The following is a 12,444-nucleotide window of genomic DNA, read 5'->3' on the forward strand; positions in this document are numbered from 1 at the left end:
GCGACCCGGCATGGCAGGCCCGGTGGCCGGACGACGGGTCCCGGGGCAGGGGTCAGGAGCGGCTGAACAGTCCGCGCAGTCCGCGATGGGTGGGCTCGCGCGGCGCGGGCTCGTCCGGCAGGTCCGGCAGCTCGCGCTCGTGCAGCCAGGCGCCGAACAGGTCGGAGAGGTCGTCGTCCCCGGCGGCGGCCTGGGCGTGCTCCTCGAACATCTCGGTGGTGACCGAGCCGCCCGAGTGCTCCGCGATCCACGAGGAGACCAGGGCGAAGAAGGCCTCGTCGCCCACGCGGCGGCGCAGCGCATGGACCGTGAGGGCGCCCCGCTTGTAGACGCGGTCGTCGAACATGAGCTCGGGGCCCGGATCCGCGAGCAGCAGGTCCTGCTTCTTGCGGGCGAGGCCGGCGTGGTGACGGCGCGCCTCCTCGGCGACGCTCGCACGGCCCGTCTCCTCCGCCCACAGCCACTCGCAGTAGCAGGCGAAGCCCTCGTGCAGCCAGATGTCCTGCCAGCGGGCGAGGGTCACGGCGTTGCCGAACCACTGGTGGGAGAGCTCGTGGGCGACGAGCCGCTCGGACTCCCAGTCCTCGCCCACGAAGTTCTTCCCGAAGGTGGACAGGCCCTGCGACTCGAGCGGGATCTCGAGGTCGTCGGCCGTGATCACCGCCGTGTACGAGCCGAAGGGGTAGTCGCCGAACAGTCCCGCGAAGAAGGCAACCATCTCGCCCTGCCGGCCGAAGGTCGGCGCGAGGTCCCGCTCGCCCACCCCGGAGGGCACGAGCGTGCGCACGGGCACCGGGCCGCCCTCGTGCTCGACCGGCGTGTACCGGCCGATCTGCACGGTCGCGAGGTAGGTCGGCATCGGCACGTCCTGGCGGTAGGACCAGGTGGTGACGGCGCCGCTGCGCCGCTTCCCCTCGAGCTCCCCGGCGAGGGCGACCCAATGGCTGGGCGGGGCGGCGACCCGCATCGTGTAGGTCGCCTTGTCGTCCGGCCGGTCGTTGCACGGGTACCAGGAGGGCGCGCCGTGGGGCTGCGCGGCGACGATGACGCCGTCCGTCAGCTCCTCCCAGCCGGCGCTGCCGAGCACCTTCGAGGACACCGGGTGCGGCTTGCCCGCGTACTTCACGTGCACGGTGAGCTCCTCGCCCTCGCGCACGGGATGCTTCACGGTGAGCGCGCCGCCCTCGTGCGTGTGCTTCGCGGGCTTCCCGTCGACCTTGACCGCGCGAGCGGTGAGGCCGCGCAGGTCCAGGCGCAGCGACGGGGCGTCGGCGAGACCGCGGCAGGTGAGGGTCGCCTCGGCGTCGAGCCGGTTCGTGTCGACCTTGTAGACGAGGTCCAGGTCGTAGTGGAGCACGCCGTAGCTGGCGTCGCCGTGGCCGGGGACGTACGGGTCGCTGCCGCCGTGGTGATGGCTGCTCTGCGAGCTCATCCGCTCTCCTCTTCCGCCCAGGGGCTGATGGGGTTGCCGGTCCAGCGGGTGCCCGGGGGCACGCGCTCGCCGCGCATGACCAGCGAGACGGGTCCCACGGTCGCGTGGCGGTCGATCCGGGCGGCGGGGAGGATCACGCTGCCCGGACCCAGGGTCGCACCTGCGTCGAGGGTCACCGTGTCCATGCTCAGCACGCGGTCGTGGAAGAGGTGGGTCTGGACGACGCAGCCGCGGTTCACGGTCGCGCCCGCCCCGAGGGTCACGAGGTCCGTCTCCGGCAGCCAGTAGCTCTCGCACCAGACGCCGCGGCCGATGCGGGCGCCCATCGCCCGCAGCCACCACACGAGCGCGGGGGAGCCGGTCGTGACGCGGGCGAACCAGGGCGCGGCGAGCACCTCGGTGAAGGTGTCCGCGAGCTCGTTGCGCCACACGAAGGAGGTCCACAGGCCGTGCTCGCCCTCGCGGTGGCGGCCCACGACGAGCCACTTCGCGAGCACCGCGACGAGGGCCGCGGCGATCGAGCCGGCGAGCAGCACGGGCCCGCCGAGCAGCAGGGCGGCGGCGAGGCCGTCGCCGGGCCGCACGAGCAGCGCGAGCAGGGTCGCACCGACGGCCGCGTGCAGGAGCACGGCGAGCAGGAGCGGCACGATCCGGCAGGTCTCCACGAGGCCCCGGTACACGTGCAGGCGCCGTGCGGGCGCGTAGGTGCGGGACTCGTCGGCCTCGCCGCCGGTGCGGCGCAGCCGGCGCGGCGGGCTGCCCATCCAGGAGCTGCCGGCCTTCGCGGCGGTGCGGCGGGGCGCCGCGGAGAGCACGGCGACGAGCGACTTCTTGGGGACCTTGCGGCCGGGGGCGAGCATGCCGGAGTTGCCGACGAAGGCGCGGCGGCCCACCTTCACGCGCTCCACGCGGATCCAGCCGCCGCCGAGCTCGTAGGAGCCCACCATGGTGTCGTCGGCGAGGAAGGCGTGATCGCCCACCTGCACGAGGCTCGGGATGAGCAGCACCGTCGAGGCCTCGACGCCCTTGCCGACCTTCGCGCCGAGCAGGCGCAGCCAGATCGGGGTGAGCGCCCCGGAGTACAGCGGGAACAGCCAGTTCCGGGCCTCGTCGAGCAGGCGCAGGGTGCCCCAGATCTGCACCCCGGCGGCGGAGCGCACGGGATGGTGACCGGGGCGGATGCCGAGGGCGAAGAGCCGGGTCAGGACGAGCACGCCGAGGCCGAGCAGCAGGTAGCCGGCGAGGGCGGCGAGCGGCAGCCAGGGGAGCGCGGCGAGGATCGCCTCGCGCAGGGATGCGGTGCCGTTCGCGGCGGGCAGCAGCACGGCGGTCCCGGCGAGCACGGCGAGACCGGGCAGGGAGCCGACGAGGAGCGCGAGAACCGCGTAGGCGGCGAGCCACAGCGGGCTGCGGGAGGGGTGCTCGGGGGACCAGGGCCCGCGGGCCCGGCCGCGGCGTGAGGCGGGGGAGCCGGACCAGAACTCGCCGGCGGGCACCTCGCCCAGCACGGCGCTGCCGGGGCCGACCTCCGCGTCGTGGCCGATCCGCGCGCCCGGGCCGAGGGTCGAGCGGGCGCCCACCCGGGCGTGCTTGCCGATGCGCACGGTGCCGATGTGCAGGGTGTCCCCGTCGATCCAGGTCCCCGCGAGGTCGACCTCCGGCTCGACGCTCGCGCCGGTGCCGACGTGGAGGCGGCCGGTGACGGGAGGGAGGGAGTGGAGGTCCACGTCGCGGCCCAGGCGCGCCCCGAGCACGCGGGCGTAGAACGGGATCCACGGGGCCCCGGTGAGGTGGGTCGCCCCGAGCTCCTCCTGGACCCGTTCGGCGACCCACAGCCGCAGGTGCACGAGGCCGCCGCGGCGGTGCGTCCCCTCGCGGACCCCGGCGAGCAGCAGACGGGCGAGCAGGGCCGCGATCGTCATCCGCACCGGCGGCAGCAGCACGACGAGGGCGAGCGGGACCGTCACCGCGAGCGGCACCGCGGGCAGCCACGGCAGGTCCATGACGGCGGAGGCGAGGGCGGAGGCGACGAGCAGCCAGGCCACCCAGCGCAGCGCGCCGAGCGCCCGCAGCGGCAGCAGGGCCACGAGCTGGGCGAGCTGGAAGGTGCGGCGCAGCGGCGGGACCTCGCGGTCGCTGCGGGCGGTCGCCACGCCCATCGACTCGACCGCGGCGGCGAGGCCGGCGAGGGTCGGGTGGGTGTAGACGTCGGCGACGGCGACCTCGGGGTGCTGCTCCCGCAGGCGGCCCACGACCTGCGCCGCGGTGAGGGAGCCGCCGCCCAGGTCGAAGAAGTCCTCGGTGCCGGTGGTGACCTCCGCGCCGAGGACGTCCGCCCAGATCTCGGCGATCCAGGCGGCGGTGCCGTGCAGGGAGGAGCCGCCGTCCTGCTCGGTGCCGGCGGCGGGCAGCGGCCAGGGGAGCGCGTCGCGGTCCACCTTGCCGGAGGTGCGGGTGGGCAGCTCGTCGACGACCGCGAGCCGGGGCACGAGCGCGGCGGGCATGCGCTCGCGCAGCAGGGCGCGCGCCGCAGGGGCGTCGTAGGCGGCGTCGACGGTGAGGTAGCCGACGAGCAGCTGGTTGCCGGAGGCGGTGCGGCGCACGGCGGCGGCCGCGGAGACGACGCCGGGCAGGCGCAGCATCTGGTCGTCGATCTCGCCGAGCTCGATGCGGCGGCCGCCGAGCTTGATCTGGTCGTCCGCGCGTCCAGCGAAGAGCAGGCCGGCGGGGTCGTTGACCACGCGGTCCCCGGAGCGGTAGGCGCGCTCCCAGCCGAGGGTGGGCATGGGGGCGTACTTCTCGGCGTCCTTGGCGGGGTCGAGGTAGCGGGCGAGGCCCACGCCGCCGATGATCAGCTCGCCGGTGCCGCCGGCGGCCACGGGCACGCCCTGTTCGTCGACGACCGCGAGGTCCCAGCCCTCGAGGGGGAGGCCGATCCGCACGGGGCCCTGGCCGTCGAGCTGCGCGCCGCAGGCGACGACGGTCGCCTCGGTGGGGCCGTAGGTGTTCCAGACCTCGCGGCCGGGCGCCTGGAGGCGGGCGGCGAGCTCGGGCGGGCAGGCCTCGCCGCCCATGATGAGCAGCCGCACCTTCTCCAGCGCGGAGTTCGGCCAGAGGGAGACGAGGGTGGGGACCGTGGAGACGATCGTGATCGCGTTCGCCGTCAGCCAGGGGCCGACGTCCACGCCCGAGCGCACGAGCGAGCGGGGCGCGGGCACGAGGCAGGCGCCGTAGGCCCAGGCGAGCCACATCTCCTCGCAGCTCGCGTCGAAGGCGACGGAGAGCCCTGCCATGACCCGGTCGCCGGGGCCGATCGGCGCGTCCTGGAGGAACATCCGCGACTCGGCGTCCACGAAGGCGGCGGCGCTGCGGTGGGAGACGGCGACGCCCTTGGGCCTGCCGGTGGAGCCGGAGGTGAAGATGATCCAGGCGTCCTCGGCGGGGGTGACCTCGGCGCGCTCGCGCGGGGCACGGCCGGCGCCGGCGTCGGTCGTGGTGATCGCGAGCTCGTCGCCGATCACGGCCACGGCGGCGGACTCCTCGAAGACCACGCGGGCCCGCTCGTCGGGGTCGTCGGCGTCGACCGGCACGTACGCGCAGCCGGCGAGCAGGATCCCGATGATCGCGATGTAGAGGTCCGTCGTGCCGGAGGCGATGCGCACGCCCACGGCGTCGCCGGGGCCCGCGCCGATCGCGGCGAGCCGGTCGGCGACCTCGTCCGCGGCGTCGTGCAGCTCGCGGTAGGTGAGGGAGGTCAGTCCCGTGTCGAGGGCCGGGGCGTCGCCGTTCGCGGCGACGGTCCGGGCGAGGACGTCGACGAGGGTGCGCGCGGCGGGGGCGCGGTCACCGGCGAGGAGCTCGGGGAGGAGGGAGGGCACGGGGTCTGTCACCTCATGATTGTCGACCTTCGCCCGCCGGGGGACCGGGAGCGTCCACGGGACCTGCCGTGCGGTGTGACCTGCACGTCCTCCGCTGGGGACCTCAGCCCTCGGCGCGCAGCGGCCAGCCCTTCTCGGCGAGATGGGAGGCGAGGCGCGCCATGTCCTGCTCGGCGGGGAGCTCGTCGGTGTAGCGGGTGATGAGCGTGCCGGCGTCGACGGTGTCGATGTCCCCGGCGCGGGCGTCGTCGATCAGCCGCGCGGCGACCTCCTCGACCTCCTCGTCCGTGAGCCGGCGGCGCAGCAGCGCCATGAGCGGCACGCGGTCCGTGGCGGGGATGCCGTCGGGGTAGCCCTCGGTGAGCCAGGCGATGACCCGCTGGGCGGCGTTCGGGGAGGGGACCTCGAGCGCGGCGCCGTCGGCGGCGGGATCCAGGGGCGGGATCCCCCCGGGGATGCCGGTGGTGACGGCGGTGCCAACGGCCGGGCCGACGGTGCCGCCGTCGGCGTCGGTGGCGGTGCTCGTGCCGGCGCCCGCGGCGGCCTCGTGGGCGCGGGCCACGGCGCGGAGCTCGTCGTCGTCGGGGGAGTCGCTGAGCGGCCAGCCGACGGCCGCGAGGCGCCCGGCGACGCGGTGCACGTCCTCCGGGGTCGCGGCGGCGCGCTTGCGCTGCTCGATGCTCTCGTGGACCGCCTCGGGGGCGATGCGGCCGTCGGGGTTCTCGGTGATGACCGAGGCGACGATCTCGTCGACCTCGGACTCGCTCAGCGTGCGGGTGAGCAGCGCGAGGAGGGGGGTGTAGTCGCGGGGCGGGATGCCGTCCGGGTAGCCGGCGTGCAGCCAGTCCAGGACACGGCTGACGGGGTTGGCCATGGTCGGTCCGTTCCGGCTCAGAGGGGGAGCTCGATGCCCAGGTAGTGGCTGATCGAGCCCTTGGTGATGAACAGCAGGCCGTAGAGCACCACGAGCGCGACGACCGCGAAGATCGCCCAGGAGGCGTAGCGCGCGGCCGGGTTCGGCGCGGTGATGCTGCCGTCGGCGTGCTCGCCGCCGGCGCCGCGGTCCTGCAGCACGATGCCGAGGCTGAACAGGAGGGGGAGACCGGCGCCCAGCAGGATGCCGACGACGATCACGCTGAGGGTGCTGGTGGCGATCGAGGTGAGGTCGATGTCCATGGTCAGGCGTCCTTCCCTGCGGTGGCGAGCTCGGGCGCGAGCTCGGTGCCCTCACCCTCCCACTCGGCGTTGACGTTGGTGTGGTCGACCTTCTGCTGCTGCGAGCGGCGGTAGATCGCGCCGCCGGCGACCACGAGGATCCCGAAGACGAGGAAGGCGCCGCCGACGCCGCCCACGAGGTGGCCGAGGAAGTAGGTCACGGCGCCGACGATCGCGGCGGCCGGGAGGGTCATGAGCCAGCCGACGACCATCCGGCCGGCGACGCCCCAGCGCACCTTCGCGCCGGGCCGGCCGACGCCGGAGCCGATGATCGAGCCGGTCGCGACTTGGGTCGTGGACAGCGCCATGCCGAGGTGGCTCGAGGTCAGGATGATGGCCGCGGAGGAGGCCTCGGCGGCCATGCCCTGCGGGGAGTCGAGCTCGACGAGGCCCTTGCCGAGGGTGCGGATGATCCGCCAGCCGCCCAGGTAGGTGCCGAGCGCGATCGCGCCGGCGCACAGGACGATGATCCAGACCGGGAGGCCGTTGGCCTCGATCTCCTGGTCGGAGAGGGTGCCGTGGGCGATGAGGCCGAGGGCGATGACGCCCATCGTCTTCTGCGCGTCGCCCGTGCCGTGGGCGAGGGAGACGAGGGAGGCGGTCGCGATCTGTCCGTAGCGGAAGCCGCGCTCGCGGCGGGCCTCGCGCACGCCGCGGGTCACGCGGAACACGAGCCACACGCCGATCGCGGCGACGAGGCCGGCGATGAAGGGGGAGAGCAGGGCCGGGATGATCACCTTCGCGGTGAGGCCGGACCAGTTGATGCCGGAGGTCCCCAGCGCCGCGAGGCCCGCACCGAGCAGGCCGCCGAACAGGGCGTGGGACGAGGAGGAGGGCAGGCCCAGGAGCCAGGTGAGCAGGTTCCACAGGATGCCGCCGACGAGGCCGGCGAAGATGATGAACATCGCCGTCTCCGCATCGAGGCCGGCCATGAGGGCGCCCGTGTCGGTGTCCTGGATCTTCAGCACCGAGGTGGTCACGGTGACCGCGACCTCGACGGAGAGGAACCCGCCGACGAGGTTGAGGATCGCCGAGAGCGCGACGGCGACCTTGGGCTTCAGCGCGCCGGTCGCGATGGAGGTCGCCATCGCGTTGCCGGTGTCGTGGAAGCCGTTGGTGAAGTCGAACGCGACTGCCGTGACGATCAGCAGCAGGAGGATGACGAGTTCTCCGGTCATGACGACAGGATGCGGCCGGGAACTGCCCCCGTGCCACCCGCCGATCGGGCCGTTCATCTGTCGTTCACCTTCCACGTGCGGGGATGCCCGCGGGAGTTCGCGAGATCACACGCACCGCCTCCGCGCCTGCTGGCGCCGGCCCTCCCGTGCGTGCCACAGGAGGGGCTCGCTCTACCGTGCGGTCGCCATGACCGGCGTGTCCGTCCGAGCTCTGGGCATTCCGGCTCGTCGGGGAGCACAATGACGGCGGAGGCCCCTGCGCCTCCTCCCTTCCCCCACCACCAAAGGAGAGAACGACATGGGTCTCATCGGCCTGATCATCTCGTGGCTCATCATCGGCGCCATCATCGGGCTGCTCGCCCGCGCCGTCATGCCGGGCAAGCAGGCCATGGGCCTGGGCATGACCATCGTCCTCGGAGTCGTCGGCGCCGTCGTCGGCGGCTTCATCGGCAGCCTCTTCGGTGGCAAGGGCATCTCGGGGATCATGAACAACCCCTGGAGCATCGGCACGATCCTGCTCGCCGTGGTCGGCGCGATCGTCGTCATGGCGATCTACGGCCTGGCCACGCGCAACCGCGCCTGAGCCCTCCCGGCCGGCCCCGTGCCGGCCCCGGGAACGACGAAGCCCGGGACCGATCCTCCGATCGGTCCCGGGCTTCCGCCGTTCCGGGTGCGGGTCAGGCGACCGACGCGACCCCGAACAGCACGAGCGAGAGCGCGAAGCCGATCACGGCCATCGCGGTCTGGATGAGGGTCCAGCTGGCGAGGGTCTGCTTCATCGAGAGGCCGAAGAAGCGCGAGACCAGCCAGAAGCCCGAGTCGTTGACGTGGGAGACGCCCACGGAGCCCGCGGACATCGCCATGACGATCGCGACGACCTGCAGGGCGTTGAAGTCCCCGGCGGCCACGACGGCCGTCATGAGGGAGGCGGCGGTCGTCAGCGCGACCGTCGCCGAGCCCTGCGCGATGCGCACGATCTGGGCGATGAGGAAGGCCGCGACGATCACGGGCATGCCGAGGCTGTTCAGGGAGCCCGCGACCGCGTCGCCGATGCCCGTCAGGCGCAGCACGCCGCCGAACATGCCGCCGGCGCCGGTGACGACGACGACGGAGCAGATCGGGCCCAGGGCGGAGTCCTGGATCTTCTCGATGAGGGTGCCGCTCTTCCCCGCGCCCCAGCCGAGCACGACCATCGAGACGAGCACGGTGATGAGCAGCGCGATCGGGGTCTCGCCGAGGACGCGCAGCACCTGCACGACCGGCAGGGCCTTGAAGGCGTCGGGGTCGTCCTTCGTCGCGGCGAGGGTGTTCAGGCCGGTGTTGAGCAGGATCAGGACGAGCGGCAGCAGCAGCATCGAGATGATCGCGGGGACCGACGGGCGGGACTCGAAGCCGGTCTCCTCGGAGTTCGAGTCGAGGATCGTGGGGACGGGCACGCGGATGTGGTCGCCGAAGACCTTGCCGGCGAGCGGCGCGACGGTCGCCCAGATGATGAGTGCGAAGACGAGGCCCACGAGGAGCACGAGGCCGACGTCGGCGCCCATGATGTTCGAGGCGGCGACGGGGCCGGGGTGCGGCGGGGAGAAGATGTGCATCGCCGAGAACGCGACGGCGCTCGGGAGGGCGATCGAGAGGAACGAGGCGCCGGTGCGGCGGGCGACCGCGTAGATGATCGGCATCATGACGACGAGGCCGGCGTCGAAGAAGATCGGGAAGCCCATGAGGAGGCTGGCCACCGAGAGGGCCATGCCCGCACGGCGCTCGCCGAACAGGTCGATCATCTTCTCGGCGAGGACCTGGGCGCCGCCGGAGGCCTCGATCATGCGGCCGAGCATCGCCCCGAGGCCCACGAGCAGCATGACGTTGCCGAGCGTCGAGTTGAAGCCGAAGCCGATCGCCTCGAGCAGGCGGTTGGCGGGCACGCCGGCGATGACGGCGGTGAGCAGGCTCGTGATGAGCAGGGCGAGGAAGGCGTGCATGCGCAGCGCCATGATCATGACGAGCAGGCCGGCGATCGCGGCGACGGCGAGGATCAGCAGACCGCCCGTGCCGAGATCCCAGTTCAGGACGAGATCGTCCATCGTCGGACTCCTTTGTCGAGGTGAGGGGTGAGGGGTGTGAAGGGACGCGGAGGCGGGGCCTCCGAGCGGGTCAGATGACGGCGGTCATGCCGCCGTCGACGTACAGGGTCTGGCCGTTGACGAAGGCGGCCGCGTCGGAGGCGAGGAAGACGAGCGGGCCCACGAGGTCCTCGGTCGCGCCCCAGCGGCCGGCGGGGGTGCGCCCGGCGACCCAGGCGGAGAACTCCTCGTCGGCGACGAGGGCGGCGGTCAGCTCGGTCGCGAAGTAGCCGGGGGCGAGGGCGTTGACCTGCACGCCGTGGGGCGCGAGATCGGCGGTGAGGCCCTTGGTGAGCATGACGATGCCGCCCTTGGTCGCGCTGTAGGCGGCGATCGAGGGGCGCGCGAGCTGGGACTGCACGGAGCCGATGTTGATGATGCGGCCGGAGCCGCGGGCGATCATGCCGGCGGCGGCGCGGCGGGCGCACTTGAAGGCGCTCGAGAGGTTCGTGGCGACGAGGTCGTCCCAGTCCTCGTCGGTGAACTCGGTGAGCGGGGCGCGGCGCTGGATGCCGGCGTTGTTCACGAGCACGTCGAGGGCGCCGTGCTCCGCCTCGAGCGCGGTGAGGGCCGTGTCGATCTGGGCGGTGTCGGTGACGTCGAAGGCGGTCGCGAGGGCCGGGGTGCCGGTCGCGGCGGTGATCGCGGCGGCCTCGGCGGTGGCCTGCTCGAGGCTGCGGCCGTGGACGACGACGGTCGCGCCGGCGGCGGAGAGCCCCTCGGCGAGGGTCCGGCCGATCCCGCGGGTGGATCCGGTGACGAGGGCGAGGCGACCGCTGAGGTCGAAGGCGGCGACGGACATGGGGCGGCTCCATTGGCGAGGCGATGTCGGTGGTGCTCGTCGACGGGTGACGAGGACCGGCGCCAGACTACGGCACCCGGTCCTCTCTGGGGGACACGGTTCAGCATCCTGAACCGTGAGGCAGTGTGAGACAGGTCGCCCTCATCCTCTCCCGGAGGAGCGGCGGAGGTGGAAGGGGCGGGGAGAGCGCTCAGCGGCGGCGCGAGGCCGCGCCGAGCGGATTCGTCAGTGCCGCGGCGACGCGGAGGATCGCCGCGGAGATCGTCTCGATGCGCGCAGGGTCGAGCTCCGCGGAGGGGATCGCCGTGCCCACCGCGAGCATCGGATCGGCCGGGTGCCACGGCGGCAGCGGCGCCGCGATCCCGGTGACGCCCACCGTCGAGGCGCCCTCGTCGATCGCGACGCCCCGCTCGCGGGCCTGCTCGATCTGCGCGCGGATCGCCGCGGCGGAGGTCGACGTGCGCGCCGTGAGCGCCGGGATCTCCGTGCGGGCGAGGACGTCCTCGACCGCCGCCTCCGGCATGGCGGAGAGCATCGCGAGGCCGGTCGCGGTGAGCACGAGCGGAAGGCGCGTGCCCAGCGGCGAGCCGAGGCGCCGCTCGCGCCCCTCGTAGCGGACGAGGTACAGGGTGTCGAGGTCGTCGTGCGCCGCGATCTGCACGAGCTCCCCAGCGAGCTCCGCCTCCTCCTCGACGACGGGGAAGAACTCCCGGATCTGGTGGAACTGGAGGGCGAACTGGCCGCCCAGCTCCGCCGTGCGCATGCCCAGCACGTAGCCGCCCTCGACGCGACGGATCATCCGGCCCTGCTCGAGGGCCGCGCACAGGTTCGAGGTCGAGGACTTCGCGATCCCGAGCTCCCGGGCGATCGTCGTCAGCGTCATCGGCTGCGCGGGGGAGGCGCCGAGCACGGTGAGCACGCGCAGGGCACGGCTGACGGCCGGGGCGGGATCCTTCACGTCGGGCATCGGTGCCTCTCTCCGGGGTGGTGACCTGAGGGATCCTAGCGGCGGGGCGAGGAGCACCCCGGACCGCGCCGCCGGTCCTGACCCGGGCCGCCCCGATACCGTGGGGGCATGGCCGCCCGCCGACGAGCCCCCGCCCCCGAGGAGCAGCTGGAGCATCTGCGTGATCGCTTCGGCCTCACCGCGCGCCCGGAGGCGACGCCCCTGGCCCGACGGGAGCACGCGGATCCAGCGCTCCTCGAGGCCCTCGAGGTGCCCCACTACGCGTGGCTGTACAACGCGAACGTCGTGCCCCGGGAGGCGTACGCGCAGCGCGGCCGGCTCGAGGGGGCGCTCGCCGTGGACGTCGGCGTGCCCTGGCGCGCGGGCGTGCCCGGGGCGGCCGCCGCGATCCAGCGGTCCCAGCTGCTGGCCCGCGTGCTCATGGAGCAGTTCGAGGCGCCCGGCGCGGTCTACTCGATCCAGGCGCTGGCCTGGGAGGAGGAGGCCGCCTCCGGGACGCTCGTCGTCGAGGTCGCGAGCGGTCGCGGCAGCGGGGACAGCCTCGCCCGGGTCGAGGACGGCGACCTGGGGCCCGTGCTCGAGGCGGTGCTCGACGCCGTGCGACCGCCCGGCACCGCCTTCGCGATCTCCCGCGACCCCGTGGACCTGCGCGACGAGCCCGCCTCCCACTGGCGCTGGGTGCACCCGGTGGTGCCGGAGGAGCGGATCGAGGAGTTCGCGACCCTCGCCCGGGACACGGCCTTCGAGGTGCTCACGCTGCTCGTCGGCTCCGCCGAGGGATCCTGCCGGCCCCTGAAGACCGTGCCGGACTGGTACGTCGACGTGCCCGGGCTCTGAGGCGCGGGCTCTGAG

General features: G+C 73.8%; 10 protein-coding genes. 2 read left to right on the top strand and 8 right to left on the bottom strand.

Annotated features, from left to right (window positions below; translation table 11 throughout):
* Positions 1 to 52: 52 nt before the first annotated feature.
* The 5 genes from NLU66_RS07125 to NLU66_RS07145 form a co-directional block, all read right to left on the bottom strand.
* The gene (locus tag NLU66_RS07125) at positions 53 to 1,432 is read right to left on the bottom strand and encodes a M1 family metallopeptidase (RefSeq protein ID WP_259362233.1); all 1,380 of its coding nucleotides are present in this window, start codon (positions 1,430 to 1,432) and stop codon (positions 53 to 55) included.
* Positions 1,429 to 5,322 (bottom strand): Pls/PosA family non-ribosomal peptide synthetase, encoded by a 3,894-nt coding sequence (locus tag NLU66_RS07130; RefSeq protein WP_259362234.1) that lies wholly within the window; start codon positions 5,320 to 5,322, stop codon positions 1,429 to 1,431. Before NLU66_RS07130 ends, NLU66_RS07125 begins: the two co-directional genes overlap by 4 nt.
* Positions 5,323 to 5,413: 91 nt before the next feature.
* Positions 5,414 to 6,184, bottom strand: a complete 771-nt coding sequence (locus NLU66_RS07135; protein ID WP_259362235.1) for a DUF3349 domain-containing protein — start codon at positions 6,182 to 6,184, stop codon at positions 5,414 to 5,416.
* A gap of 17 nt (positions 6,185 to 6,201) precedes the next feature.
* Positions 6,202 to 6,486, bottom strand: a complete 285-nt coding sequence (locus NLU66_RS07140) for a hypothetical protein (RefSeq protein ID WP_259362236.1) — start codon at positions 6,484 to 6,486, stop codon at positions 6,202 to 6,204.
* 2 nt (positions 6,487 to 6,488) lie between these two features.
* Positions 6,489 to 7,703: an inorganic phosphate transporter gene (locus NLU66_RS07145; protein ID WP_259362237.1), complete on the bottom strand. Its 1,215-nt coding sequence runs from the start codon at positions 7,701 to 7,703 to the stop codon at positions 6,489 to 6,491.
* Between the two features lie 298 nt (positions 7,704 to 8,001).
* Between NLU66_RS07145 and NLU66_RS07150 the strand changes: the two genes are divergently transcribed.
* A complete protein-coding gene (locus tag NLU66_RS07150) occupies positions 8,002 to 8,286 on the top strand; it encodes a GlsB/YeaQ/YmgE family stress response membrane protein (protein ID WP_259362238.1) in 285 nt (94 codons plus the stop codon).
* Positions 8,287 to 8,380: 94 nt separating this feature from the next.
* On the opposite strand, the gene NLU66_RS07155 is transcribed toward NLU66_RS07150, so the two are convergent.
* From NLU66_RS07155 to NLU66_RS07165, 3 genes are all read right to left on the bottom strand, one after another.
* Positions 8,381 to 9,784, bottom strand: a complete 1,404-nt coding sequence (locus NLU66_RS07155; RefSeq protein WP_259362239.1) for a GntP family permease — start codon at positions 9,782 to 9,784, stop codon at positions 8,381 to 8,383.
* 70 nt (positions 9,785 to 9,854) lie between these two features.
* Complete coding sequence (locus NLU66_RS07160) at positions 9,855 to 10,625, bottom strand: SDR family oxidoreductase (protein ID WP_323374601.1); 771 nt, start codon at positions 10,623 to 10,625, stop codon at positions 9,855 to 9,857.
* A gap of 190 nt (positions 10,626 to 10,815) precedes the next feature.
* Positions 10,816 to 11,592 carry an IclR family transcriptional regulator gene (locus NLU66_RS07165; RefSeq protein WP_259362240.1) on the bottom strand — a complete coding sequence of 259 codons (777 nt, stop codon included), beginning with the start codon at positions 11,590 to 11,592 and terminating at the stop codon, positions 10,816 to 10,818.
* 108 nt (positions 11,593 to 11,700) lie between these two features.
* Between NLU66_RS07165 and NLU66_RS07170 the strand changes: the two genes are divergently transcribed.
* On the top strand, positions 11,701 to 12,429 hold the full coding sequence (locus tag NLU66_RS07170; RefSeq protein WP_259362241.1) for a hypothetical protein: 729 nt from the start codon (positions 11,701 to 11,703) through the stop codon (positions 12,427 to 12,429).
* Positions 12,430 to 12,444: the final 15 nt, after the last annotated feature.

The organism is Brachybacterium sp. NBEC-018 (genome assembly GCF_024860185.1).
GTDB classification, from domain to species: Bacteria; Actinomycetota; Actinomycetes; order Actinomycetales; family Dermabacteraceae; genus Brachybacterium; species Brachybacterium rhamnosum.